At 65.4% G+C, this 25547-nt stretch carries 28 protein-coding genes; 14 read left to right on the top strand and 14 right to left on the bottom strand.

The window, feature by feature from the left end:
* Positions 1-12 precede the first annotated feature (12 nt).
* Positions 13-243, top strand: coding sequence for a DUF6894 family protein (locus tag XH84_RS29895; RefSeq protein ID WP_028136727.1), 231 nt, complete (start codon positions 13-15; stop codon positions 241-243).
* On the opposite strand, the gene XH84_RS29890 is transcribed toward XH84_RS29895, so the two are convergent.
* Positions 244-1029, bottom strand: coding sequence for an SDR family NAD(P)-dependent oxidoreductase (locus XH84_RS29890; protein ID WP_128920682.1), 786 nt, complete (start codon positions 1027-1029; stop codon positions 244-246). It lies immediately after the preceding gene.
* A 133-nt stretch (positions 1030-1162) separates the two neighbouring features.
* Between XH84_RS29890 and XH84_RS29885 the strand changes: the two genes are divergently transcribed.
* Both XH84_RS29885 and XH84_RS29880 read left to right on the top strand, forming a co-directional pair.
* Positions 1163-1552: a hypothetical protein gene (locus XH84_RS29885; RefSeq protein WP_128920681.1), complete on the top strand. Its 390-nt coding sequence runs from the start codon at positions 1163-1165 to the stop codon at positions 1550-1552.
* A 126-nt stretch (positions 1553-1678) separates the two neighbouring features.
* Complete coding sequence (locus XH84_RS29880) at positions 1679-1930, top strand: hypothetical protein (protein WP_128920680.1); 252 nt, start codon at positions 1679-1681, stop codon at positions 1928-1930.
* 21 nt (positions 1931-1951) lie between these two features.
* Here XH84_RS29880 and XH84_RS29875 read toward each other — a convergent pair whose 3' ends face one another.
* The 5 genes from XH84_RS29875 to XH84_RS29850 all read right to left on the bottom strand — a co-directional run bounded on the left by XH84_RS29875 (position 1952) and on the right by XH84_RS29850 (position 5456).
* Positions 1952-2137 (bottom strand): hypothetical protein, encoded by a 186-nt coding sequence (locus XH84_RS29875; protein ID WP_128920679.1) that lies wholly within the window; start codon positions 2135-2137, stop codon positions 1952-1954.
* A gap of 209 nt (positions 2138-2346) precedes the next feature.
* Entirely contained in the window at positions 2347-2628 is a 282-nt protein-coding gene (minE, locus tag XH84_RS29870) for a cell division topological specificity factor MinE (RefSeq protein WP_091888131.1), read from the bottom strand.
* Entirely contained in the window at positions 2625-3440 is an 816-nt protein-coding gene (gene minD, locus XH84_RS29865; RefSeq protein WP_128920678.1) for a septum site-determining protein MinD, read from the bottom strand. Before minD ends, minE begins: the two co-directional genes overlap by 4 nt.
* Before the next feature lie 19 nt (positions 3441-3459).
* Complete coding sequence (gene minC, locus XH84_RS29860) at positions 3460-4158, bottom strand: septum site-determining protein MinC (protein WP_128920734.1); 699 nt, start codon at positions 4156-4158, stop codon at positions 3460-3462.
* A gap of 293 nt (positions 4159-4451) precedes the next feature.
* Positions 4452-5456, bottom strand: a complete 1005-nt coding sequence (locus XH84_RS29850; protein ID WP_128920677.1) for an ABC transporter substrate-binding protein — start codon at positions 5454-5456, stop codon at positions 4452-4454.
* 100 nt (positions 5457-5556) lie between these two features.
* Between XH84_RS29850 and XH84_RS29845 the strand changes: the two genes are divergently transcribed.
* The 6 genes from XH84_RS29845 (at position 5557) to XH84_RS29820 (ending at position 10762) form a co-directional block, all read left to right on the top strand.
* Complete coding sequence (locus XH84_RS29845) at positions 5557-6204, top strand: TetR/AcrR family transcriptional regulator (RefSeq protein WP_128920676.1); 648 nt, start codon at positions 5557-5559, stop codon at positions 6202-6204.
* 83 nt (positions 6205-6287) lie between these two features.
* On the top strand, positions 6288-7058 hold the full coding sequence (locus XH84_RS29840) for an ABC transporter permease (protein ID WP_128920675.1): 771 nt from the start codon (positions 6288-6290) through the stop codon (positions 7056-7058).
* Between the two features lie 26 nt (positions 7059-7084).
* Entirely contained in the window at positions 7085-8122 is a 1038-nt protein-coding gene (locus tag XH84_RS29835; protein ID WP_128920733.1) for an NAD-dependent epimerase/dehydratase family protein, read from the top strand.
* A complete protein-coding gene (locus XH84_RS29830) occupies positions 8109-8930 on the top strand; it encodes a GNAT family N-acetyltransferase (RefSeq protein WP_128920674.1) in 822 nt (273 codons plus the stop codon). The genes XH84_RS29835 and XH84_RS29830 overlap by 14 nt, the downstream gene beginning before the upstream one ends.
* Positions 8931-8936: 6 nt before the next feature.
* Positions 8937-9992 (top strand): dihydrodipicolinate synthase family protein, encoded by a 1056-nt coding sequence (locus XH84_RS29825; protein ID WP_128920673.1) that lies wholly within the window; start codon positions 8937-8939, stop codon positions 9990-9992.
* A complete protein-coding gene (locus XH84_RS29820) occupies positions 9980-10762 on the top strand; it encodes an ABC transporter ATP-binding protein (protein WP_128920672.1) in 783 nt (260 codons plus the stop codon). The genes XH84_RS29825 and XH84_RS29820 overlap by 13 nt, the downstream gene beginning before the upstream one ends.
* 83 nt (positions 10763-10845) lie before the next feature.
* Here the strand turns inward: XH84_RS29820 and XH84_RS29815 are convergent, their stop codons facing one another.
* Positions 10846-12042, bottom strand: a complete 1197-nt coding sequence (locus tag XH84_RS29815) for an FAD-dependent monooxygenase (RefSeq protein WP_128920671.1) — start codon at positions 12040-12042, stop codon at positions 10846-10848.
* A gap of 147 nt (positions 12043-12189) precedes the next feature.
* On the opposite strand from XH84_RS29815, the gene XH84_RS29810 reads away from it, so the two are divergent.
* Complete coding sequence (locus XH84_RS29810) at positions 12190-12666, top strand: MarR family transcriptional regulator (protein WP_164936419.1); 477 nt, start codon at positions 12190-12192, stop codon at positions 12664-12666.
* Here XH84_RS29810 and XH84_RS29805 read toward each other — a convergent pair.
* The 3 genes from XH84_RS29805 to XH84_RS29795 all read right to left on the bottom strand — a co-directional run bounded on the left by XH84_RS29805 (position 12635) and on the right by XH84_RS29795 (position 16854).
* Positions 12635-13891, bottom strand: a complete 1257-nt coding sequence (locus XH84_RS29805; protein ID WP_164936408.1) for an O-antigen ligase family protein — start codon at positions 13889-13891, stop codon at positions 12635-12637. The two genes, XH84_RS29810 and XH84_RS29805, sit on opposite strands and share 32 nt — an antisense overlap.
* Before the next feature lie 164 nt (positions 13892-14055).
* A complete protein-coding gene (locus XH84_RS29800) occupies positions 14056-15603 on the bottom strand; it encodes an undecaprenyl-phosphate glucose phosphotransferase (protein ID WP_164936407.1) in 1548 nt (515 codons plus the stop codon).
* A gap of 117 nt (positions 15604-15720) precedes the next feature.
* Positions 15721-16854, bottom strand: coding sequence for a glycosyltransferase family 4 protein (locus XH84_RS29795; protein ID WP_128920667.1), 1134 nt, complete (start codon positions 16852-16854; stop codon positions 15721-15723).
* 204 nt (positions 16855-17058) lie between these two features.
* Between XH84_RS29795 and XH84_RS29790 the strand changes: the two genes are divergently transcribed.
* Positions 17059-19362 carry a GumC family protein gene (locus XH84_RS29790; protein WP_128920666.1) on the top strand — a complete coding sequence of 768 codons (2304 nt, stop codon included), beginning with the start codon at positions 17059-17061 and terminating at the stop codon, positions 19360-19362.
* 108 nt (positions 19363-19470) lie between these two features.
* Here the strand turns inward: XH84_RS29790 and XH84_RS29785 are convergent, their stop codons facing one another.
* The 4 genes from XH84_RS29785 to XH84_RS29770 are packed head-to-tail and all read right to left on the bottom strand — an operon-like array spanning position 19471 to position 23470.
* Positions 19471-20646, bottom strand: a complete 1176-nt coding sequence (locus XH84_RS29785) for a saccharopine dehydrogenase family protein (protein WP_128920665.1) — start codon at positions 20644-20646, stop codon at positions 19471-19473.
* 28 nt (positions 20647-20674) lie between these two features.
* Positions 20675-21853 carry a saccharopine dehydrogenase family protein gene (locus XH84_RS29780; protein WP_128920664.1) on the bottom strand — a complete coding sequence of 393 codons (1179 nt, stop codon included), beginning with the start codon at positions 21851-21853 and terminating at the stop codon, positions 20675-20677.
* A gap of 9 nt (positions 21854-21862) precedes the next feature.
* Positions 21863-22645, bottom strand: coding sequence for a DUF169 domain-containing protein (locus XH84_RS29775; protein ID WP_128920663.1), 783 nt, complete (start codon positions 22643-22645; stop codon positions 21863-21865).
* Between the two features lie 57 nt (positions 22646-22702).
* Complete coding sequence (locus XH84_RS29770; RefSeq protein ID WP_164937403.1) at positions 22703-23470, bottom strand: YdcF family protein; 768 nt, start codon at positions 23468-23470, stop codon at positions 22703-22705.
* Positions 23471-23637: 167 nt separating this feature from the next.
* Between XH84_RS29770 and XH84_RS29765 the strand changes: the two genes are divergently transcribed.
* The 3 genes from XH84_RS29765 (at position 23638) to XH84_RS29755 (ending at position 25523) form a co-directional block, all read left to right on the top strand.
* Entirely contained in the window at positions 23638-24579 is a 942-nt protein-coding gene (locus tag XH84_RS29765; RefSeq protein WP_128920661.1) for an acetamidase/formamidase family protein, read from the top strand.
* Positions 24580-24780: 201 nt separating this feature from the next.
* Positions 24781-24978, top strand: a complete 198-nt coding sequence (locus XH84_RS29760; protein ID WP_007603456.1) for a hypothetical protein — start codon at positions 24781-24783, stop codon at positions 24976-24978.
* A gap of 71 nt (positions 24979-25049) precedes the next feature.
* On the top strand, positions 25050-25523 hold the full coding sequence (locus XH84_RS29755) for a GcrA family cell cycle regulator (protein WP_164936406.1): 474 nt from the start codon (positions 25050-25052) through the stop codon (positions 25521-25523).
* Positions 25524-25547 lie beyond the last annotated feature (24 nt).

The raw sequence follows: 25547 nt of genomic DNA, 5'->3' as shown, positions 1-25547 counted from the left end.
CGGGGAATTCGGATGCCTTACTACTCCTTCGATCTTGTGGTTGGTGAAGAGTTCAGGAACCAGGGCGGGATCATTCTCGAAGATATCGAGGTTGCCTCCGATCGCGCCGATCAACTGGCATGCGAGCTGTCGCAGGTGAAGCCGGAGCTGCAGCAGAAGGGTTGCGCGGTGCGCGTCACCGATCGCGATCACAATGAGCTTTATCGAACGCCGCTCGATCCGGTGCCGGCCTGGCGCCGCTGACTATTCGTCGAGCGCCGGCGGCTCGAACCAGTTCGTCAGCGACAATCCGCCGTCGACGACATAGGCCGCGCCGGTGACGTAACCGGAGAGCTTGTTCGACAGCACCGTGAGCGCCATCGGTGCGAGGTCGTTGGCCTCGCCGAGACGCCCGAGCGGAATGTGCCGCGCCAGCGCGGGATCCGCAACGAACCCGCCGGCCGCGATCGCGCCGGGCACCAGGGCGTTGACGCGGATGCCGTGGCGGCCAAACGTCTTGGCCAGCTCCTTCACCAGCATCGCCATGGCCGCCTTCGCCGTCGAATAATGCGGCAAATTGCGCGGCGTGCCCGCATGCAGCGAGGTGAGAAACAGGAACGAGCCGGGCCGCTTCGCCGCGATCAGCCGCTTGGCGAGGTTGCGCGCCAGGTGAAAGCCGGCATCGAGATTGACGGCATGCATCTGCTGCCAGATCCTGCGATCGACCGCGAGCGCATGATCGGCCTCCCGCCGCGGCGGCGATGCGCTGTGGACGAAATGCGTGATCTCGCCCAATGCTGCGTGCGCCGTCGCAAGCAGTGCGTCGCACGCCTCCAGCTCGGCGAGATCGCCGACCCAGGGCACCGCCAGTTCGGGCCTCGGGCTGGCGCTGATCGCAGCAGTCACCCGCTCGGCGTTGACATCGGCGAACACGGTCCGGACGCCCTCGCCGACCAAGGCCTGCGCGATCGCGCGGCCGATGCCGTTGCCCGCGCCGGTCACGAGCGCCGTGTCACGGGTAGGATCGAACGGCGTGCTGAACAGGCTCATTTCGCTCTCCGAAGCCGGGATGCGGTGCCACGATAGCGCACCGCAGAGGGAAGCGACAAATTCGCACCTGGCACCATTGCGGAGCAGCCCGCCGGACGCTAGCCTCCTGAAAAAGACAGAGGAGATACCAAGGATGCGCTACGGTTTCCTGGTGGCTGGCCTGTTGCTGATCGCAGCTCCCGCCCAAGCCGAGGACCACCCACGTTCGACCTATGTGACGATGGTCCTGCAGGCCTTCGCCGCCAAGGTGGAATGCCCGGGCACGGACGTCGTCTATCAGGACCTCGTGCAGAAGGCGCAGCAGATGCAGCTGCCCGAGGGTACCACCGAGAAGGTGCGCAAGGCGATCGCCTGGATGCATACCGGCGGCAAGATGGGCGAGAAGCAGGACGACGATCTGATGGCCGAGGTTGCGGTGGCGACCCAGGCGACGGACCTGAACCAGCGCCGTCTCGGCATGCCGACCTGGTGCGAGGCCCAGAAGACCAACCTCGCCGGCCTGATCCGCGCCAAGGGCGGTTAGCAGGGGCGGCTAGCAGGCCGGTTTTCGCGGCGTTAAGCACGTCGCCGGGAGACCCTGCGCCGGCCAACAATTGTCACAATTCTGGAAAGCATGCGGGGCCTCTTCGAATTCGAACAGGAACCTCTCATGCGGATGATCCATTTCGTTTTCGCCGGCACGCTCGCGGCCGCCACGGTGCTGGCCGGCCCTGTGCTGGCGAAGAATTCAGACAGCCAAAAAGCCGAGGGCAATTCGCCCTCCTCGACCTGCAGCGCGTATCAGCAGACACCCGATGGGACTTGGGAGCCGCTTCCGTGCAAGGAGACGGGAGACCGCGGCCAGTCGCAAACCCGGCGATCCTCATCGCAGGGAACCGAGCGCGACGGCGACGGCCGTTGAGGCGGTTTGCTGCTCCGGTGGTCAGCTCTGGTGCGGCCCACGGATGATCTTCATGGCGTCGGCGATGTGACGCCACTCCCTGGCCTCATCGGCCTCGCCGCGGCCCTCGCAAGCCTGGGCCTGCTCGGCGGCCTTCGCGATCGCAGCAAAACCGTGCTGTTCGAGCATCTGCCGCGCAACAGTATGGACCTGGACCTCGGACATCATGGGCGCTCTCCGTCTGACGAAACCGCGGAGCCCGGCTCGGCATTCCGCGGTCTACGATAACGATTGCGCCGCAGATCCCGTTCCGCCCGTCGTCGATCACATCGACAGGCCCCGGGAGCGTGAGTGATGCGAACGACAAAGGCGGCCCGCCATGCCCAGCGGACCGCCTTCTCACCCACCCCAAAATGGCTCGTCGTCGGCCGCGGTCCCTACGCGACCGCCACGCGCTTGCGCTCGATATCGTTGGGCACCTCGATATCGACCTCCAGGGTCGATACCTCGTCGCCGCGCTCGAGCCGGACGATGACCTTGGTCGGGTCCAGCGTGACGTGCTTGGACACGACGGCGAGAATTTCCTCACGCAGCACACCGAGCAGATCGGGCTGGCCACGCATTCCGCGTTCATGGGCAAGCAGGATCTGCAACCGTTCGCGAGCGACGGGTGCAGTGGCTTTCTTGCCGCGGAGAAGTCGAAGCAGACCCATGCTCATGCAGCCCTCCGTCGCAGCAGGCGGTCCATCAGACCTCTGCGCTCGGCGGGAACGTGCATCGTCACGTTCTCGCCGCAGAGGCGCTTGGCCGCGTCCATATAGGCCCGCGCCGGCGCTCCATCCGCGTTCGACAGCGTCACCGGCGTGCCGACGTTGGAGGCCTTCAACACGTCCTGGCTCTCGGGGATGATGCCGAGCAAGGGCGTTGCGAGGATTTCCAGGATATCGTCGATCGTCAGCATCTCGCCGCGCGCGGCGCGGGAGGGATCGTAGCGGGTGATGAGAATGTGCTTCTCGACCCGCTCGCCCTTCTCGGCCCGCACCGTCTTGGAATCGAGCATGCCGATGATGCGGTCGGAATCGCGCACCGAGGACACTTCCGGATTGGTGACGATCACAGCCTCGTCAGCAAAGCGCATGGCCATGGAGGCGCCGCGCTCGATGCCGGCCGGGCTGTCGCAGATCACCCAGTCGAAACGGGCGCGCAGTTCGTCGATGACCTTGCCGACGCCCTCTTCCGTGAGCGCGTCCTTGTCGCGCGTCTGCGAAGCCGGCAGCAGCCAGAGGTTCTCCAGCCGCTTGTCCTTGATCAGCGCCTGCGGGAGTTTCGCAACGCCCTGCACCACGTTGATGAGGTCGAACACGACCCGGCGCTCGGCCCCCATCACCAGGTCGAGGTTGCGCAGGCCGACGTCGAAGTCGACGACGACGACCTTGTCGCCGCGCTGCGCCAGCGCAGCTCCCAGGGCGGCGGTCGTCGTGGTCTTGCCGACCCCGCCCTTGCCTGATGTCACGACCAGTACCTTGGCCATTTCTGAAATCTCCTTCTGGTCAGTTCAGCGCGGTAATTCGCATGGTGTTGCCCTGCAGCCAGGCCTGGGCCGGCCTGCCGCGAAGCGCGGCGTCGATATCGTCGGCAGTCTGATAAAATCCATCGATCGCGAGCAGTTCGGCTTCGATCTTCTGGCAATAGATGCGCGCGCTGGTGCGGCCGTTGACGCCCGCCATGGCGCGGCCGCGCAGCGCCCCGTAGACGTGAATCGATCCGCCGGCGACGACTTCCGCGCCGGAGCCGACCGAACCCAGGATGGTCACGTCGCCTTCCGGGAAGATCACGGTCTGACCCGAGCGCACGGGGTTTTCGAGCAAAAGCGAGGTCGGCTTGGTCTCGGTCTTCGTCTCTGGCTTCTTCGGCGCGCTTGGCTCGACCATACAGCTGCGTCCGCCCGAGAGCAGCGGCGGCATCATCGGGGTCAGCCTTGCCTCCTCCACGCCCTCGATGCCGAGCACGCGAATGTTGCGGTCCTGCAGGCTGGCGAGCAGATGACCGATGCCGGACTGGCTGAGATCGACCGAGGACAAGTCGATCACCACCGGCCGGCCGGCAAAGAAGCCCGGCGAGCGCGCGATGGTGGCGTCGATCTCGTGCAGCCAGTCCTGAACCGGAACCGTCGGCGTAAACACGAAGGCCACATAGGAGCGCCCGCGCAGGCGCACCATTTGGCGTTGAGGTTTGACTGCAGCCTCCATCACGGCCGACTCGTTCCCTGTTATTGAATGGTTAACGATGCGGCGGATATGGTTAACGGCCGGTTAATTCTCCGTGGGATTACGTGGGGGGATGGGGTGCGCTGATCTCGCGATCGGCTGGGGCAAGCGTTGAACGGTCGCTCTCGCCCAGCACACGATGTCATCGTCCGGCTTGACCGGGCGATCCGGTACTGCGTGAAGGCGTTGAGTCGCCCGACGGGCCGCGGCGGACTGGATGCCCCGGTCGAGCCGGGCATGACACCGGTGAGTAGGTGAGCGCGCCGACTGCCCCCCTACTTCCTCACCTTGCTCGCATCCATCTTGATGCTCGGATCCAGCATCTTGGTCGTGAACGCCGTCGTCACGTCGAACGGCTTCTCCATGCCGAGATAGGTCTGGACCAGCTCGTAATCCTTCTTCATCCGCTCGCCGTCGATCCAGCCGAGCCCCTTGGTGGTGGTGAACTCGTCCGTCATCAGGAACTTGATGCGCTCCCACTGGCGCTCCTGGTTCTCCTTGTCGAGGCCGGAGACCTGGTCGAGCAGCGCCTTCAGGCAGGGCGCGACGTCGGCAACGCAGGCCGCAAAGGCCTTCTGCGTGACGCGCACGAAGTCTTCGACCACCTTCGGGTTCTTCTGCAGGTACGCGCCGTTGACGATCAGCGAGTTGCCGTAAGGATTGAGCCCGATCTCCTTCCAGTTGACGTAGCCGAGGTCCTGGCCGAACTCGATCACCTTCAGATCATGCTCGTTGTAGAAGTCGCTGATGATGTCGACGGTATGGCTTTTCAGCGCCGCGATCTTCGCGGTCGGCCCGACATTGACGAATCCGACCGAGTCCGGTGCAAGCCCTGCGGCTTTCGCAAAGGCCGGCCACATCACGCGCGAGGCATCGCCCGGCGGATTGCCGATCTTGTGGCCGGCGAAATCCTTCACCCCGTTCACGCCGTAGCTCTTCAGCCAGTAGAAGGTTTGCCCGGTATTGGCGTAGACGCTCATCACGGCAACGGTGTCGGCGCCCTTGCCCTTGGCCACCAGCATGGTGGCAAGATCGGCGACGCCGAAGGGCGAGCCGCCCGAGCCGACCTTGGCAGCGGAGACGCCGGAGCCCTTGCCGGTCTCGATCGTGAGGTCGATGCCGGCCTTCTCGTACCAGCCCTGCGCCTTGGCGTAGTAGTACGGCGAGTGATCGGCCGTCGGCGTCCAGTTGAGGATCAGGTTCACCGCTTCACCCGCGCTCGCCGGCACCGCCGGCAAACCGAGCATCAGGGCCACGACAGCCGCCTGCAAACGCTTCATCGCATCTCTCCTCATGCCAGCGACCCGGCTTGTCGCTCTCCCCGTGTGAGGATACCAATGCAACAAGCCCGCCCTCAACTTGTCAACTGTTTGGTTGGAAATGCCCGCAAAACGATCTGGCGACACCGTGCCGCAGCGCCGCGACCCCGTCGCCACCCGCAACAAGCTGCTCACCGCGGCGCGCCTGGAATTCGCCCGGCACGGCTTTGCGGGCGCCCGCGTCGACGAGATCGCCGAGCGCGCGGGCGTCAACAAGCAGCTCGTCTACCATTATTTCGGCGACAAGGACGCGCTCTACCTCGCCGTCCTCGAATGGGTCTATGAGGACATCCGCGAGCAGGAGCGCAAGCTCAATCTCGAAGGCCTGCCGCCGGAGAAGGCGATCCGCAAGCTGATCGAGGCCTCGTTCGACCATCTGGCCGCACACCCCGATTTCATCGTGCTTTTGAACGACGAGAACCGCGGCGGCGCCCGCCACGTCCGCGGCTCGACGCGGCTGGAAGCGATGCATTCCCCCCTGGTGAAGAGTGTTTCGCACATCCTCAATGAAGGGGTGCGCGCGGGCGTGTTCCGCAAGGGGATCGACCCGGTCCAACTCTATATCTCCATTGCCGGCCTCAGCTTTTTCTTCTTCTCCAACACGCCGACGCTGTCGGCGATCTTCGGCAAGGACCTGTCGAGCCGCAGCGCACGCCGCGCCCGCCGCCGCCACGTCGCCGATCTGGTGCTGCAGTCGCTCCGGCCCTAATCAACCAATTGGTTGAAACTTTCCCCGGGGACGGTTAGGCTGGCGACCTGCGGCATCGCCGCCGCGCCAACAGGGAGCAATCGGTGGCAGGAGACGGCGCACACGCCTCGCGCAGCTTTGCGGTCATCCTGGTCGTGCACCTCGCCGTGCTCGTGCTCTGGCAGGTCGCGGTCGATGCCTTCCACGTGCCGAAATTCATCCTGCCCTCGCCGCTCGCCACCGTTCAGACGCTGGGAACCACAGGCTACGCCTGGGGTTCCAACACGCTGGTCACGGCGCTCGAGATCCTCGGCGGCTTCGCGCTTGGCGCTCTCGTCGGCGTCGCGCTCGCGGTGATCTTCAGCTGGGCGCCGCTGCTCAGCCTCATGCTGCTGCCGCTGTTCGTGACGCTGAACATGATCCCGAAGGTCGCGCTCGGCCCGCTCTTCATCGTCTGGTTCTCCTACGGCATCGTGCCGAACATCCTGATCGCGTTCAGCATCTGCTTCTTCCCGATCCTGCTCACCACCGCACGCGGCTTGCGCGAGGTCGAGCCGGATCTGCTCGATCTCGTGAAGTCGCTGCGCGGCTCGCGCTGGACGCTGTTCCGCAAGATCCAGCTGCCGGGATCGCTGCCTTACATCTTCTCCGGCATGAAGGTCGGCGCCATCCTGGCGGTCGCCGGCGCCATCGTCGGCGAGTTCATCGCCTCCGAGCGCGGGCTCGGCTACCTCATGATCCAGGTGCAGTCTTCGCTCGACACGCCCGCGATGGTGATGGCGGTCGTGCTGCTGACGCTGCTCGGGGTCGCTCTCTATGGCCTCGTGCTCGCCCTCGAACGCATGTTCGTCGTCGGCGACGCAAGACAGACTTAGGAACGGCAGACTTGAAGGACAGAATCATGCTGCTCACCCGCCAGACGCTGCCGAAGACCATCCCCGATATTGCGGCCCTCGACGAGCTGCTGTGCCGGCCGACCCAGGCCCTGATCGACGACCTTAGGAAGGTCGAGGGCGACATCATGATCCTCGGCGTGGCCGGCAAGATGGGCCCGACGCTGGCGGGCCTTGCGAAGGCCGCAGCTCCCGATCGCCGGATCATCGGCGTGGCCCGCTTCAGCGACGCCGGCGTGAAGGACTGGCTGCACGCGCGCGGTGTCGAAACGATCAACTGCGACCTGATGGACGAGACGGCGATTGCGGCGCTGCCGAAGGCGCCGAACATCGTCTTCATGGCTGGCCGCAAGTTCGGCGCCGAGGGCGATCTGGCGCTGACCTGGGCGATGAACGCGCATGTGCCCGCCCTGGTGGCGCAGGCCTTCCCCTCCTCGCGCATCGTGGCGTTCTCGACCGGCTGCATCTATCCGTTCGTCCCGGTCGACGGCAAAGGCTCGACCGAGGACATGGCGCCGAACCCGCCCGGCGAATATGCGCAGTCCTGCGTCGGTCGCGAACGGATGTTCGAGTATTTCTCGCACAAATTCGCGACCCCGGGCCGGCTATTCCGCCTCAACTACGCGATCGACATGCGCTACGGCGTGCTGCACGACATCGCGACCAAGGTGCTTATGGGCACGCCGATCGACGTCAGCCTGGGCCATGTCAATTTCATCTGGCAGGGCGATGCGTCTGCCCAGGCGCTGCGCTGCCTCGCGCACTGCACCACGCCGACCTCGCCGCTCAATGTCAGCGGCCACGAGATCCTGGCGGTGCGCGATCTCGCCCAAAAATTCGGCGCAAGGTTCGGCCGCGCGCCGATGCTGACGGGCAAGGAAGAGCCCACAGCATGGCTGACCGACACGTCAAAGGCAGTCGCACTGTTCGGCCTTCCCGTCGTCGACACCGAACAGCTGATCGCCTGGACCGCCGACTGGGTCTCGCGCGCCATGCCGAGCCTCGGCAAGCCCACCAAATACGAGGTGCGCGATGGACGCTACTGACGGCCCGTCCATCCTGACGCTCGGCGTGCAGGACGCGATCGCGGGGCTGGCGCTCTCGACGGAAGCGCACTGGAATCAGACCGAGGAGGACTGGCGCATCTTCCTGCGCGACGGCATCGTGTTCGGCATCCGTGACGGCGCGCGGCTGGTCGCGACCGCGGCACTGCTGCCCTATTCCGGCAACAACGCCTGGATCAGCATGGTGCTGGTCTCAGGCACCCATCGCCGGCGCGGCCTTGCCACCCGTCTTGTCGACGTTTGCCTGGAAACGGCGCGAAAGAACGGCCTGACCAGCTGGCTCGACGCTACGCCCGACGGCGCGGCCGTCTACGGACCGCTGGGGTTCATGCCGACGCTGCAATTGCGTCGCCTGAAGCTGGTGAAGCCTGCGCGAGCCGAGACGCCGCCACCATCATCCGCCACGCTCGATGCGCTTGCCATGCGGGATCGGCGCGCGACTGGTTTCGACCGGATCGCCCTCCTCTCTGCCTTCGCCCAGCGCGCCGGCTCGCGCATCGTCGCCGCGAATGGCGCCATCGCGCTGGTGCGCGATGGCCGGACCGCCCGCCATATCGGCCCGTTGTTTGCCGATAATGCCGCGGCAGCTCTGGCTCTGGTTGACGGGATCGTGCGCTCCGAGACCAGCCCGCTGCTGCTCGACGCCGTCGCCTCCCAAGCCGCATTCCTGGAAGGCTTGACCGCCGCTAGCTGGACCGTCGAGCGCCCGTTCCAGCGCATGCGGTTCGGCCCCGCCACCTCTACGGGCGAGGAAACCCCATTCGCCGTCGCCGGCCCCGAATTCGGATAGGACATCATGCACCACAGCCAGATCAACAGCGACATCCGCAAGCTGATTGCCGACGGCACCGTGCTGCCGGCGCACCCCCTCGCGCTCACCGCCGAACGTCAGCTCGACAAGACGCATCAGCGCGCGCTGACGCGCTATTACATCGACGCCGGCTCAGGCGGCCTTGCGGTCGGCGTGCACACGACGCAGTTCGCGATCCGCGATGTCGGCCTCTACCGCCCGGTGCTCGAGCTCGCCGCCGAGACCGCGGCCGATTGGACCAAGCGTCCGCTGGCGATGGTCGCGGGCCTCGCGGGTCCGACGAGGCAGGCGGTCACCGAGGCCCGCACCGCGCGCGACATCGGCTACCACGCCGGGCTGCTCAGCCTCGCCGCGATGAAGAGCGCCTCCGAGGACGAGATCATCGCGCACTGCACGGCGGTTGCGGCGGAAATCCCGCTGGTCGGCTTCTATCTCCAGCCAGCCGTCGGCGGCCTCGTCCTGTCGAGCCGCTTCTGGCAGCGCTTTGCCTCGATCGACAACGTCATCGCGATCAAGATCGCGCCGTTCAACCGCTATCGGACGCTCGATGTGCTGCGCGGTGTCGCGGCGGCCGGCGCGCTCGACCGCGTCGCGCTCTACACCGGCAATGACGATCACATCCTGCTCGATCTCACCTTGCCCTTCGATCTGCGCGACAACGGCGTCACGACCCGCACCTACTTCAGAGGCGGCCTGCTCGGCCACTGGTCGGTGTGGACCGCGAGCGCGATCAAGCAGTTCGAGCGCTGCAAGGCGGCGCGGCACAAGGACATCGTACCCGCGGATCTGCTCGCGCTCGATGCCCGTGTCACCGACTGCAACAGCGCCTTCTTCGATGTCGCCAACAATTTTCACGGCTGCATCGCCGGCTGCCACGAGGTCTTGCGCCGCCAGGGCCTGATGCAGGGCCTGTGGTGCCTCGATCCGAACGAGGGCCTCAGCTCCGGCCAGAAAGAGGAGATCGACCGCGTCACGCGCGAGCACGCCGACCTCAGCGACGATGCCTTCGTCGCCGCGAACCTGAACAAATGGCTGGCATGAGCCCAGACCCCTTCATCAGCCTGCAGGGCGTCCGCAAGGTCTATCGCAGCGGCGGCGCCGAATTCCTGGCGGTCTCCGACGTCACGATGGACGTGCAGGAAGGCGAGCTCGTCTCGCTGGTCGGCCCGTCCGGCTGCGGCAAGACGACGGTGATGAAGATTCTGGCCGGCCTGCACGGCGCCGACGGCGGCACCGTCAGGATCGGCAACGCCCACAGCCCGTTCGATCCGACCCGCGACATCGGCATGGTGTTCCAGCAGGCGCTGCTCCTAAAGTGGCGCACCATCCTGGACAACGTGCTGCTGCCGGCCGAGATCGTCGGCCTGCCGATCAAGGCCGCGCGCGAGCGGGCGCGCGACCTGCTCAATCTCGTGGGGCTCGCCGGCTACGAGCAGAAATATCCGCAGCAGCTGTCCGGCGGCATGCAGCAACGCACCGCGATCGCGCGCGCCTTCATCCACGATCCCAAATTGATCCTGATGGACGAGCCGTTCGGCGCGCTGGATGCGCTGACGCGCGAGCAGATGAACCTGGAGATGCTGCGTATCTGGCGCGAGAGCGGCAAGACCATCATCTTCGTCACCCATTCGATCCAGGAAGCGGTTTTCCTGTCGTCGCACTGCGCCGTGCTGACGGCGGGACCTGCGAAGATGGCCGACTATTTCCCGATCGACCTGCCCTTCCCGCGGGATCTTCCGCTGAAGACGACGGATGCATTCGGCGCTTATGCCAGAAGGATCTACGCGAAGCTCGGACTGGGGGCGGCGTAGGAAGCTTGCTCAGGTCTTCCCGGCGGATCATCGTCGCGCATGGTGGGCACGCTTCGCTTTGCCACCCCTGCGGTACTGTGCCGCTATACCGCGCGCGCGTCATAAGCGTACATGAAATCGATGCTCCTCGATCCCAGCGGCAGCAGCCATTTCAGCATCTGATTTCTCATCCACGCGCCGGTGGCGCTGAATTCGCGCTTGCTGTTGCCGTTGCGGCGCGTTATCGCGACGATCTTCTCGGTACGCGGGCGACGCTCAGCCTCGAAGGCCTGGAAAGTGGCGCCGAGCTCCTGGCCCTCCTGCATCAAGCGCGCGAGCCGCATCGCATCCTCAAGTGCCAGCGAAGCGCCCTGACCGGCATGGGGGCTGGTCGCGTGCGCGGCGTCCCCAATCAGCAGCGAGCGCTTGCGCGACCAGGCCGGCAAGGTCGCGACGTCGAGCGTGTCGGTGACCACGATATTCTCGGCGGCCTCGATGATATCAGGGATCGGATCGTGCCAGCCGCGATGGAAGCCCCGCAGATGCTGCTTCAGTGTCGCCTGGTCGAGCGCACGAAACATCGCCGCGTCCATGCCGTGCGCAGGCTGCGTGCTCCACCACATCACGCCATCGTTCGGATCCGGGCTGCAATAGCCGTAGCCGAAGAAGCCGCTCTGGCCGAACGTCGTCTCGACGTGCCGGCCGATCGATCTGCCGTCGAGGACTGCGTGCGGCACGAAGCCGCCGAAGCCGATCAGTCCAGTGTCGAAAGGTTGCGGGCCGTCCGGCACCACCTGGCGTCGCGTCACGGAGTGGATGCCGTCGGCCCCGATCAGGAAGTCGCCCTCGGCCGTGGTGCCGTCGGCGAAATAGGCAATGACCGGCTGGTCGCCGCGGTCCTCGATCTTGATCAGGCGCTTCTCGAAATAGAGCGAGACGCAGGCGCACCAGGCCTTGTCGATGAGGATTTCGTTCAGTGTGGCACGGCAGACGTTGACAGCCGGCTGGCCGAAGCGCCGTACCATGTCGCGGTTGATCGACCCGAGCATCGTGCCGCCTTGCGAATAGAAGTCGAACGACTCCGCGACCGAGCCGCGGCTGATCAACTCGTTCGCCAGCCCGATCTCGTCCATCACATGCATACCGTTCGGCGCGATCTGAAGGCCGCCGCCGATGCCCTTCGAATAGGGCCAGGCCTCGTAGATCGCGGACTCGATGCCGGCGCGGCGCAGCAGGATCGCGGCCACCGGACCGGCGATGCCGGCGCCGATGATCAGGGCCTTGCGGGGACGATAAGGCATGGCTTGCTCCCGACGTTTCCGTGGTGCTAGGAGAAATTACGGTTGCTAAATCTCTTAGCAACTAAGATATACACCGCCTAAGATATGAGGTCAGCCTTGTCAAGGACGAAGGTGCGCGCTGCGCTGTTGCAGGAGCTTGAAGAGGCGATGCGCAGGTCGTCGGCGCAAGGCGTGCTCTATGGGCAAACCGTTGCCAACGTTGCTGGAATTGCCAATTCCGACCTCGAATGCATGGACATCCTGTATCTCGAGGGCCGTGTCACCGCAGGGAGGCTCGCCGAGGTCACGGGCCTCACGACCGGCGCGATCACCGGCGTGGTCGACCGGCTCGAAAAGGCCGGCCTGGTGCGCCGCGAGCGCGACGAGAAGGACCGCCGCAAGGTCTTCATCGCCGTCGTGCCGGAGGCGGCGATGAAGATCGGCCAGTTCTACGTGCCGATGCAGCAGGCGATGGAGAAGGTGTTAGGTGGTTATTCCGACGAGGAATTGCGTCTGCTGCTGCGGTTCGCCAACGAGGGCTACAAGGGTGTGCTCGCGGCGACGGAGGCCCTGAAGGGCCTGCTCGACACGCCACCGGAGAAGCGGCCGGCTCTCAAGCTGAAGACGCGTCCTCGCCAGCCCTGATCTTGTAGATCTGCGCGGCTGCGATCATGCCCCACATCGCGCCCAGCATCATCCAGAAATGCCGCCAGTGGTCGGTGTCGATCACGAAGCTTTCGCCGACGGTGCCGACGAAGGCGGAGAACACGGCCAGATAAGCGCGCTGCCACGGCACGGGGACGAAGATGTGGCGGAAGCCTGTGATCACGGTGGTGAAGACCAGCGCCGGATAGCACACGCCGGACAGCCAGCCGCCGGACATGAAGGCGTTGAGATAGGAGTTGTGGGTGTCCTCGGGGAAGAAGCGGTGGAATTGTAAGGGGCCGATGCCGAACGGCAGGTCGAGCGCCATCTCGGCACCCAGGATGTGGCGGCCGAACCGGCCGAAGCGACCCTCGTCGTAGCTTTGGTCGAAGCTCGCGCGCTGCTTGAACATCTCTGCGGTGGAATCGAACGACAGCAGCACAGCGATCAATGCGAGGCCCAGCACGGAGGCCACGATCGCCATGACGATGATGCGCGAACGCTGCGCGTTGGTGCGGCCGGTCAGCACCATCAGCGCCAGCATGAAGGCGGAAGTCAGCACCAGCCCGCCCCAGGCGGCGCGCGAGAAGGCGAGCAGGATCGCGAGCGACATGATGCCGAAGGCGATGACGTTGCGAAACGCCTTGGCCAGCTTGTCCGAAACCACGCTCTGGAGCGCAAACAGCGCCGGCAGGATCAGAAAAGCGCCGAGCACGTTCGGGTCCTTGAACGTGCCACGCGCGCGTCCGTAGAGCGTGAGCAGGTCGTTGCCTCCGGGCACGAGGTGAAAGTAGCCGGCGACCGCCAGGAGCGAAGCGACCATCGCGCCGACAACGAGCCCGCGGCAGAGCATGTCGAGCCGGGCCGCGGTGTCCTCGGACATGACCATGGCAAAGAATACGACGGTCACCGCCATGTACCAGGAGGTCGCGATCCAGCTCACCACCTCGGACTGCTCGAACAGCGGGATCGCGCTGATCGTGTAGCCGACATTGAGCAGCACCAGCAGCGCGACCAGCGGCATCAGCGCGAGCCGCAAGCGAAGACCGGTGGCGAAGAACGTGACCGCCGCGAGCAGCGTCATGATCTCGTAGGGGCTCGGCTCGATGAAGACGATTGCGCCGGAGGCGCCGACCAGCCACACCAGCGCGCGCTGCAGCGCCAGCACGCCGGGCGCAGCCGGTGCAGCCAATCTCACTCCATCGGCTGTCGCCGCATACGCCATCACATGCTCATACGCTTACGCAACTCTTACGCCACAAACACTGCTGTCATCGCCCGGCTTGACCGGGCGATCCAGCACTCCGTGGCGCCTGTTGTGGAAAACAGTTGGCGCCGCGGCGTACTGGATGCCCCGGTCGAGCCGGGGCATGACAGAGAACTCTCAACTCAGTACGCGTTCTCGTTCTTGGTCAGCAGCGAGATCGGCGTCTTCAGGAGAATGTAGAGGTCGAACAGCACCGACCAGTTCTCGATGTAATAGAGGTCGAACTCGACGCGCTTCTGGATCTTCTCTTCGTTGTCGATCTCGCCGCGCCAGCCGTTGATCTGGGCCCAGCCGGTGATGCCCGGCTTGACGCGGTGGCGGGCGAAATAGCCGTCGACGGCCTCGTCGAACAGCCGGCTCTGGAGCTTGCCCTGCACCGCGTGCGGGCGCGGGCCGACCAGGGACAGGTTGCCGGAGAAGACCACGTTGAAGAGCTGCGGCAGCTCGTCGAGGCTGGTCTTGCGGATGAAACGGCCGACGCGGGTGACGCGCGGATCGTTCTTGGTCACGACCTTCGAGGCCGTCGGATCGGCCTGGTGGTGATACATCGAGCGGAACTTGTAGACGTCGATGCGCTCGTTGTTGAAGCCGAAACGCTTCTGGCGGAACAGCACCGGTCCCGGGCTGTCGAGCTTCACCGCGAGCGCGACGAGTCCCATTACCGGCAGGGCTGCGAGCAGCGCAAGGCTGCCGACGACGCGGTCGAACAGCCATTTCATCACCAGGTCCCAGTCGGTGATCGGGGCCTCGAACACGTCGAGCGTCGGCACCTCGCCGAGATAGGAATAGGAGCGCGGCCGGAAGCGCAGCTTGTTGGTGTGCGCGGACAGACGGATGTCGACCGGCAGCACCCAGAGCTTCTTCAGCATCTCAAGGATGCGCGTCTCCGCCGAGATCGGCAATGCGAACAGCACGAGATCGACGCGGGTGCGGCGAGCGAATTCGACGATGTCGTCGACCTTGCCGAGCTTCTGCGCGCCGGCGCAGGTGTCGAGCGCGCGGCTGTCGTTGCGATCGTCGAACACGCCGAGCACGTGGATGTCGGAATCCTCCTGCCCCTCCAGCGCTTCGACCAGCTGCTCGCCGTTGCTGTCGGAGCCGACGACGATGGTGCGGCGGTCGAGCCGGCCCTGGCGCGCCCAGCCGCGCACCAGCGAGCGCAGCACCAGACGCTCGGCGATCAGCGCGGCGAGCCCGAGGAAGTAGAAGGCGGCAAGCCACAGCCGCGAGATTTCGCTGCCGTATTTGGCGAAAAAGGAGATGCCGATGAACAGCAGGAAGACGAACGACCAGGACGAGATCATCCGTGTCATCTGCCGCAGCTGCCCGCGGAACAGCTGCACCTGATAGATGTCGGCGGCCTGGAAGCAGATCACGGCGGCGACCGCGACGGCGACGACCTCCGCGGGATAGACCCAGTTGAAGCCCGAGAGCGGCATCACATAGCCGACATAGAGCGTGATGCCGACGAGGCTCAGCAGCGTGAAGTCGGCCAGGCGCACGAAGCCGGCGATCACGATCGGCGAATAAGCGCGGGCGACCTTCTGGTTGACGACTTCGAGCGCGGCGGGCGTCAGCCGGCGACGGCGCTCGACGAAGGGTTGGTCAGCGGGCTTCGCCGCAGCGCTGGTCGCGGCGTCGAGCATCGAGCGTGCGTTGAGCGGTTCCACGGGCGTCCACGTCCATTCCAAAGCCCGCGGCACGGCCTTGAGCGCCCGGGCGAGCATCCCCTGGCCCTTCGACTATCGAACAAATCGGAAGATTCTCTAAAGCGGGCTTAAGGATGGTTAATGATTGGCAAATGCGTCGCGATAGCCGGCGAGCACGCCGTCGACCATCGCGGCTTGCGAGAAATGTGCGGAGATGCGTTCGCGCAAGGTGGCCGCGCGCTGTGCCGTTACCTGGGAATCGTCGAGCGCTGCGGCGATCGCCTCGGCCATGGCCTCGGAATTGCTCGGCGCGAACAGGGCCGGACTCTCCGCCCCGAAGATTTCGGGGATGCCGCCGATTCTGGACGCGATCATCGGGATGCCGGCCGCGCCCGCCTCGATCACGACATAGGGCATGGAATCGCCGCGCGAGGGGACGACGAGCAGCCGCCCTTTGGAGAAGCCGTAGCGCGCCTTGACGTGGCCGATGAAGCGGATTGCGCCTGACAGGCCGAGCTTTTCGACCTGCGCCTTCAGGGCCGCCGTTTCCTCGCCGTCGCCGCCGAGCGTCAACGTGACCTTCTTGCCGCCCTCGTGCAGGCGCGCCACGGCCTCGACCAAGAGATCCGCACCCTTGATGTGCCTGAACTCGCCGACATAGCAGAGGTCGGTGGCATCATCGGCGGTCACGACAGGCTCGAACTCCTCGGGCGTGACGCCATTGAAGACGCAGCGCACCACGCCCTTGGGTGTGCCGACGATGCGTTGATAGGTGTCGCGGGCGAATGCGCTCTCGAACAAGAACAGGTCGGTCGAATCCATCAGCGCGCGCTCCAGCCGCGCGTAGAACTCGCCCTTGAAGGTGTTGAGCGGATAGTGCAGCGAGCCGCCATGCGGCGTGTAGATGCGGATGGTGTCGTCGGAGCGTCGCCGCATCCGGATGAAGGCGCCGGCCTTGGCACCGTGGCCGTGCATGACGTCCGGCTTCAGCGTGGCGATCAGGCGCCGCATCCGCAGCCACACCAGGACATCGTCCGGCGAAGGTTCGCGGCGGATCGCGAGCCGGTGCACCCCGAGCTTCAGCCGCGGCGCGAGCTCGGCAAGCGCCTTGTCGGCGCGTTCGCCGCCGGTGAGGCTGTCGGCGAGGATGCCGACATGATGGCCGCGGTCGACCTGTCCATTGGCGACGTCGAGGATGTGGCGGAAGATACCGCCGACCGGAGCGCGCACGGCGTGCAGGATGCGAAGCGGCCGGTCAAGAGAGAGTGGCATGAATCAAAACCAGCGCTCGACGACGTGTGCCGAACAATTCCTTGGAAATATCGAGACGGATTAAGAGCCCTCGTGGTTAACAAACGGTGACCGGCACGACCGCAACGATCGCCGGATGCTCCGATTAACCCAGCGGCAACCTTAATGGAGTGTAATCGCCCCGGTTGAGTTAGCTTGGTGGCATTGCCCCTGCGGGAGTGTTCGATGCGTTTAGCGTTCTGGCGTGCCGGCAAGGACAAGGCGGTGGTTGCGCGGGCCGTGTCAAAGCCCAGAGCCGAAGTCGCGCCCAAAGCTGAAGTCAAGGCTGAAAGGGCTGAAGTCAAGGTCGAGCCCAGGATTGAAGCGAGGCCTGCGCCGATCGTCACGAAGCAGACGCAAGTCGAATCCGGCGATATCGACCTGCACGCGCTCGGTGCCGCATTGGCACGCAAGCGCGGCTGGATCGTCGTGCCGACGGTGCTGGCGCTCGTCGCCTCGATTGCCGCCGTCAATCTCGTCACGCCGCGCTACAAGTCCGAATCGCGCATCCTGATCGATGGCCGCGAGAACGTGTTCCTGCGCCCGAACAGCGACCGCACCGAGGAGCGGCAGGCGCTCGACGCCGAGGCCGTCACCAGCCAGGTGCAGCTCGTGCTGTCGCGCGATCTCGCACGCGAGATCATCAAGAAGAACAAGCTCGCCGAACGTCCCGAATTCGATCCGGTGCTGCAAGGCGTCTCGCCGCTGAAGTCGCTGGCCGCGATGATCGGTATCGGCCGCGATCCGTTCTCGATGACGCCGGAAGAGCGCGTGCTCGATGCCTATTACGAGCGCCTTCAGGCCTATGCCGTCGACAAGTCGCGCGTGATCGTGGTCGAATTCCAATCCGCCGATCCCGAGCTTGCGGCCCGCGTCGCCAATTCGATCGCCGACGGCTATCTCGTGCTCCAGCAGGGCGCGCGCCAGGAGCAGGCCAAGAACGCGAGCCTGTGGCTCGCCGGGGAAATTGAGAATCTGCGCAAGAAGGTCTCCGACGCCGAGGCCAGGGTCGAGGATTTCCGTTCCAAGTCGAGCCTGTTCGTCGGCACCAACAATACCACCCTGTCGAACCAGCAGATGGGCGAGGTGAACACCCAGCTCAATAATGCGCGCTCGATGAAGGCGGACGCCGAATCCAAGGCGCGGCTGATCAAGGAGATGCTCCAGAGCGGCAAGCCGATCGAGGCGTCGGAGGTGCTGAACTCCGAGCTGGTGCGGCGGTTGTCGGAGCAGCGCGTCACGCTGCGTGCCCAGCTTGCCGAGCAGTCCTCGACGTTGCTCGGCAACCATCCGCGCATCAAGGAATTGAAAGCCCAATTGGGCGATCTCGATACCCAGATCCGCGACGAGGCGGCCAAGATCTCCCGCTCACTCGAAAACGACGCGCGCATTGCCGAAGGCCGGGTCAACGGCCTGACCGTGAGCCTGGAGCAGCTCAAGAAGCAGGCGGCCTCGACCAACGGTCAGGACGTCCAGCTTCGCGCGCTCGAGCGCGAAGCCAAGGCGCAGCGCGATCTGCTCGAGACTTACCTGGCCAAGTACCGCGAGGCCAACACCCGCGAGACCATCGACACCGCGCCAACCGATGGCCGCATCATTTCGCGCGCCATCGTCTCGAACACGCCGGCCTATCCGAAGAAGCTGCCGATCGTGCTGATCGCGACGATCGCGACGCTGCTGCTATCGTCCGGCGTCGTCGTCACCGGGGAGTTGTTGCGCCAGACCGCACCGCGCGCGGTGGCGGCGGTTTTCCCGGCACAGGCGCCGGTGCGCCAGGAGGCGGCAGTCCAGCCGGTCGTCGAACCGACCGCCGAGCCCCGCATCGATCCCGATTTGGAAGAGCCCGTACCGCTGCAGCCGGAGATGACGACCGATGCGGACGTCACCGAATTCGCCGAGATCGAGCAACTGGCCGACCGCCTGCGCGCCGCCGGCGCTGCAGCGAAGAAGGTCACCGTGCTCGGCACTGCCTCAGGCGAAGCCATCACGCTGTCGACACTGACGCTGGCCCGGCATCTGGCGCGCGAGGCGCGCGTCGTCGTGGTCGATCTCGCCGCGTCCTCGCCGACGATTGCCGCGGTGTGCGTCGACGCTTCGGCGCCCGGCCTTGCCGAGCTGATGCAAGGAGAGGCGTCGTTCGCGCAAGTTATCACCCGGGACAAGCTGTCGCGGCTGCATCTGGTGATGGCCGGCCGTCCCGGCTTCGATCGCAGCCTGCTGCAATCGCCGCGGGTGACGCTCGCCATCGACGCACTGCTGCGCGCCTATGATCACGTCCTGATCGACGCCGGCAGCGCCTCGGACCTTCCGGCCGAACTGCTGACGGCGCATGCCCGCGCCGTCGTGGTGCCCGATACCGCGATGGCGCCCGACGCGCGCAACCTGATGTGCGAGCAGCTGAGAGAGGTCGGCTTCAGCGAGGTGACCATGCTGAGCAAGCCGGTGCAGGCCTCGAATGCGACGGAAGCGCCGCGCGTGGTGGCGGCGTAGGTCTTACCCGCTCCCCTTGTAAGGGCTTTGCACAAAGTCGGGGGGAGCTTTAGAGGCGCCTAATTTGCAGACGTCTTTTGGCCCGGGGGCCCACCCAACAATGCCGAGCTACGTCTCAACCTCAAACGTCACCCCCGCATTGTCCCGCAGCCGCTTGATGAGCTTGTGCTGCATCGCTGCGCCCGGCGTCCAGAGACCGGCCGGAACATCCGGCGTGTCGCGCAACAGACAGATGGCGCATTCGGAGATCATCTTCGCCGTTGAGGCATAGCCGGGATCGAGATCGCCTTTCACCGCCACACGAACCTGACGGCCGTCGGGCGCGATCGCGACATAGAGCACGTCGTAGTGACCGTTGTCGCGCTCTTTCTTCGACGGCCCCTCGCCCGGCTTGAGCGCTGTGGGGCCGGTCTTTTCGCTGTTGGCGGCCATGACCAGCTTCGCGTTGGCCTGCCCTTCGTCCCCTGTCCCCGTCAGCACCATCTCGTCGTAGACAAAATCCCGGCCATACGGGAATCCCATCAGCATGTTGGAGCGATGGACGTTGCGCGTGTTCAGCGTCGCCATCGCAAACGGCGCGGACCAGGATTGCAGGTCTTCCTCGAAAACAGGCTTGTTGCCGCGCGGCTGTTTCGGTCCCTCGAAGCCGGGCGTGAACGCGAAGGGGTCCTTGAGGATCGACACCAGGCTGAGATCCCGCGCAACTGCTTCGAAGGTGACCCTCGCGCTTGCCGAGGTGCCGCCGGAGAACTTCCAGCTGAGGTCGCGGACGCGCCCCTTGACGCGAGATACAGGCGCTCCGAACACGCGCCTGGCTTCCTCCTGCACGAAGAACGCACCGAGTTCGAACGGAATGGAATCGAAGCCGCACGAGAACATGATGCGCGCGCCGCTCGCCTTGGCGGCCGCCTCATGCATATCGATCATCTGCTTTAGCCAGATCGGCTCGCCGCAGAGGTCCATATAGTCGGTGCCCGACGCGGCGCAGGCGGCGAGCAGATCGGAACCATAAAGCTGGTACGGACCGACGGTGGTGACGACGAGCTTCGCCTGATCCACCATCGCCTGCAGCGATGCGGGATCGGCTGCGTCGGCAACGATGAGCGGCGTGTCCTTAGGTGCGCCGATCGCGTCGCGAACTGACGTGAGCTTGTCTCTGCTGCGTCCTGCCATCGCCCATGTCGGCGCCCCGTCCCCGACGTAGTGCGCGGCGAGGTACTCGGCAACGAGCTGGCCGGTATATCCGGTAGCGCCGTAGACGACGATGTCGAACTTCGCTGACATGGATCGCGCGTCCTCGGAGGCGTGGACGTTATGCTTCCACGGCGAATGTCAGCCCCGCATTGTCCCGCAGCCGCTTGATCAGCTTGTGCTGCATCGCCGCGCCCGGGGTCCAGAAGCCGGCCGGAACGTCCGTCGCGTCGCGCAGCAGGCAGATGGCGCATTCGGAGATCATCTTCGAGGTCGAGCCGTAGCCGGGATCGCGGTCGCCGGTGACGCCGGCGCGGACCATGCGGCCGTCGGGGGCAATCGCGACATAGAGAAGGTCGAAACGGCCGTTCTCCCGCTCCTCTTTCGACGGCCCCTCGCCCGGCTTCGGCGCGTTCGGGCCGGTCTTCTCGGCGTTCGCCGCCATCACGCGCTTGGCGTTAGCCTCGCCCTGCTCGCCGGGGCCGGTCAAAACCATCTCGTCGTAGACGAAGTCCTGGCCATACGGGAAACCCATCAGCATGTTGGAGCGATGGACGTTGCGCGTGTTGATCAGCGCCATCATGAACGGCGCGGCCCAGGATTGCAGATCCTCCTCAAGCACCGGCCTGTTGCCCTTCGGCTGCTTCGGGCCGGTGAAACCCGGCGTCAACGCGAACGGATCGTTCAGGATCGCGATCAGACTGATGTCCTTGGCGACCGCGTCGAAGGTTGCCTTCGCGCTTGCCGCGGTGCCGCCCGACAGCGTGCCGCGCATGTCGCGCACACGGCCCTTCACGCGCGCGGCGGGCGCGCCGAACACGCGTTTGGCCTCTTCCTGCACGAAGAAAGTCCCAAGCTCGAATGGCACGGAATCGAAGCCGCAGGAGAACACGATGCGCGCGCCGCTCTCTTTCGCAGCCGCCTCGTACTTGTCGATCATCTGCCGCATCCAGATCGGCTCACCGCAGAGATCGAAATAATCCGTGCCGGTCGCAACGCAGGCCGCGAGCAATTCCTCGCCATAGAGCTGATACGGACCGACCGTCGTGATCACCGACATCGTCTGCTCCGCCATCGCCCTCAGCGAGGCCGCGTCCGACGCATCCGCAACGATCAGCGGCGTATTCCCGGGCGCGCCGATCGCATCGCGTACCGATTTCAGCTTGCCGAGGCTGCGGCCGGCCATCGCCCATTTCAGCGAATTGTCAGTTTTGTATTGCCTCGTCAGATACTCGGCGACGAGCTGGCCGGTGAAACCGGTTGCGCCGTAGACGACGATGTCGAATTTCGCAGAGCTCATGGTCGTCCCTTACTTTTTCGCGTAACTCACGCCCATGCCGGCACGGACGTCGCTTTGAATGCCATAGGGCGGGATCGGATAGCGCAGGCCGTTCCGGGCCAGCGCCTTCATGCCCTCGATTGCCTTGGCGAGATGCGCGGGCTTCAAGGCCATCAGCATCTCCTCGTCCGGCACGCCGCCATAGCGCCGTTCGGCATAGCATGGCAAGGACAGGCTGGGCTCCCCGGTCTTGAGCGCCCGCCCCCAGGAATCGGCGCAAGCGGTCTCGCCGACCACGCCCCATTCGAACTTCTTGTAGCCGGTATATTGCAGCCCGTTGATCAGGATGATCATCTGCCCGGGCGTCGCATAGACGAGGCAGATGTCGGGCGGATCGAGCCGCCCGCTCGCGAGCGGACTGACGGCGAGCGCCTGATATTGTCCGAACGGAACAACGTCCAGCGCCTCCTGCCGCTTGCGCGCGTCCTCCGCCGTGCCGTGCCAGACCCCGACATAATTTTCACCGGCGCGCCATTTGTCGTCCTGTGGCGCAAGGCCGATCACCGCGCGGCACTGCGCGCCGACGAGATCGTCGGCGGTGATGCCGACAGTCCAGCCCAGCCGCGCGGCCATGCTGACGATCTGGTCGGTGGTGTGGATCGCGTTCGGCCGCCGGATTTTTGGGATCGCCTCCATCTCCGCCGGTTGCGCGAACAACTTCATGCCGATCACATTCGTCTTCAACCGCAGCAGGCTGTTGAGATCGGCGACGAGGCCGGCAAGATCGATGCTGTCTGCACTGTGCTGTTGCATGGCTTCCTCCGGACGCAGCGATCGTGCGCCGCGTATTCTTGTTTTGCGGTTCTCGTTCTAGTCCTTGCCGGGTCCCGGAAGCAACTCGCCGGTCCTGCCCATCAGGCGGTAAGCCACGAGCCCGATCCACTCGCGCACCGCAACTTCGGTTCGGCCTAGTCCGTCCGCGCCGATATTGGTGAAAGACAAGAGATCGTCACGTCCGCCCATCCGCCAGTCCACCGGATAGGCCTCGACGTCAAATCCGGCCTTGCGGAAGATTCCCATCGAGCGCGGCATGTGGAAGGCCGACGTCACCAGCAGCCAGCGCTCGCCCGGCTTCGGCGTCACCAGCTGTTTGGTGAAAATCGCATTCTCCCAGGTGTTGCGCGAATTGCGCTCGAGGATCAGACGCTCTTTCGGGATGCCGAGATTCTCCAGGATCGGCGCGGAATAGTCGGCCTCCTTCGCCTCGGTCGAAACCAGGTTCGCGTTCCCCCCGGTGAACACGATGCGCGCGTTCGGATAGCGGCGCGCGAGCTCGGCCGGCGCGAACAGACGATCGGCTGCGTGCGCGACGACGGGCGTGCGATGCGCCGCCGAAAGATCGGTGTCGACCGAGCCGCCGAGCACGATGATGCCGTCGGGCGCGCCGCGCGAGGCGTCCCACGCGGGAAAGCGCGATTCCAGCGGATAGATCAAGAGATTGCCGAGCGGCGAGAACGCCGCCAGCGCCAGCAACACCAGCGTGGTCACGGCAAGCTTGCGGCCGAGCGCGGCAAAGCGCGTCGCCATCAGCACCAGCGCGACGATGCCGAGCTCGACCAGAAGGTTGATCGGCAGCAGCGCAGTGCCGAGGGTCTTGGACAGGACGAAAAACAGGGGAGCCTCGCGGGAATGACCTTGCCAGTCTGCGCGGGGCTTGACCTGCCCGGCGATCTTCAGACAGCTTCTTGAAAGAGGATCGAGCGCCGGGTCAAGCCTGGCCTGATGAAAGCGACCGGACGCGGCAAATGACCCATCACCACCTGCATTCCAGTCCCAAAACCTGCCATTGGGGCTTCTTCGAAGCCGCGCTGAAGCCCGTCCTCACCATCGCCAGCGGCGATGAGGTGACGGTCGACACCATCAGCGGCGGGCCTGACATGCTGCCCGACCGCGACAAGTTTCACATTCCCCCCGAGATGCTCGAGGTTCATGCCAGCAACGAGCGCATGCTGCCCGGCCACATTCTGACCGGCCCGATCGCCGTCGAGGGCGCCGAGCCCGGCGACGTACTCGCGGTCGAGATCCTCGACGTTCAGCTCCGGCAGGATTGGGGCTGGAACATGATCAAGCCGCTGTCCGGCACCCTGCCCGACGATTTTCACGAGACCCGCATCCTCAACATCCCGCTCGACCGTACCAGGATGACCGGCCGCATGCCGTGGGGCCTCGACCTGCCGCTCAAGCCGTTCTTCGGCGTGATGGGCGTGTCGCCGCCACCGGCCTGGGGCCGCATCTCCTCGCTGGTGCCGCGCGCGATGGGCGGCAATCTCGACAACAAGGAGCTCGGCGCCGGCGCGACGCTCTATTTGCCGGTGTTCGTGCCGGGGGCGATGTTCTCCTGCGGCGACGGCCACGGCGTCCAAGGCGACGGCGAGGTCTGCGTCACCGCGATCGAGACCGCGCTGCAGGGCCGCTTCCGCCTGGCGCTGCGCAAGGACCTGAAGCTCGACTATCCCCGCGCCGAGACGGCGACCCACTACATCACCATGGCGATGGACCCCGACCTCGACCAATGCGTGGTGCGCGCGCTGCGCGACATGATCGCGCTGCTCGGCGAGACGCGAAACCTGTCGCGCGAGGACGCCTACACGCTGTGCAGCCTGGCCGCCGATCTCAGGGTCACCCAGACCGTCAACGGCGCCAAAGGCATCCATTGCATGATCGAAAAGGCGATCGTGCACGGCTGAGCTCGGACGCCGTTTCCGTAACCTGTTGACGCCACACCGCCGCCCGTACTCCGCGCGGCGCGCTCGGTCGCGACTAATTTCCCGTGCGATTCCAACACGCTGAGCGTCAAGCTCAGCCTGCATTTGACTTCCGCCCCTGAACCTAAATAGAGTCTTAATCGTTACTTTTATGTACCCGAGTAAGAGGCTAGCGTTCGGGCCATGGCCACCGAAAAAGCCGAGACTGACCGCATTCCCGTAACCCTGGCGCTCTCGACCATCACCTACCTGGAGAAGCTGGTGAGACAGGGCACCCACGGCACCAGCGTTCCCGGCGTCGCACGTACCTTGATCGAGGAAGGCATCCGTCTCGCCATCAAGGACGGGCTCTTGTCGATCCGCGACAATGGCAGGACGTGAGCGCGCGCCGAACGTGAGGCGGACGGATCTCGAGGCGGATGGCCGACATCTGCAACCTGGGACCGTTACCAATGCCTGTTCTCTCACCGACCTGGACCGACGAACGAATTGAGCTCCTGAAGCGGCATTTCGAGGCCGGCCTCTCCTGCCGCGAGATCGCCGCCGACATCGGCGTCAGCCGCAACGCCGTGATCGGCAAGCTCTCCCGCCTCAACCTGACGCGTGGCCGGACCAACGACGATCGCAAGGTTCAGGATCGGGGCCCGGCGCGGGCGCAGAGGGCCGTGCCGCGGCTGCAATATGAGATGCTCGCCACGATCTATGGCGACACCGACGCCCCCGTGGCGACGGGGCCGATCGACGACGCCAATCGCTGCTCGCTGCTGGAGCTTGCCGAGAACCGCTGCCGCTGGCCGATCTCGACTCCGGGCGCCGAGGACTTCTGCTTCTGCGGCAATTCCGCGCCCGACGGCCAGCCCTATTGCGCCGGCCACAGCCGCCTCGCCTACCGGCCGAACGCCCGTGCGCGCGTGATGCGGGGCTGAAGTCCAGGCCGAAAATGAAAACCT

The sequence above is a fragment of the Bradyrhizobium nanningense genome (assembly GCF_004114535.1).
GTDB lineage: Bacteria > Pseudomonadota > Alphaproteobacteria > Rhizobiales > Xanthobacteraceae > Bradyrhizobium > Bradyrhizobium nanningense.
This window is presented reverse-complemented; position numbering and strand designations above follow the sequence as displayed.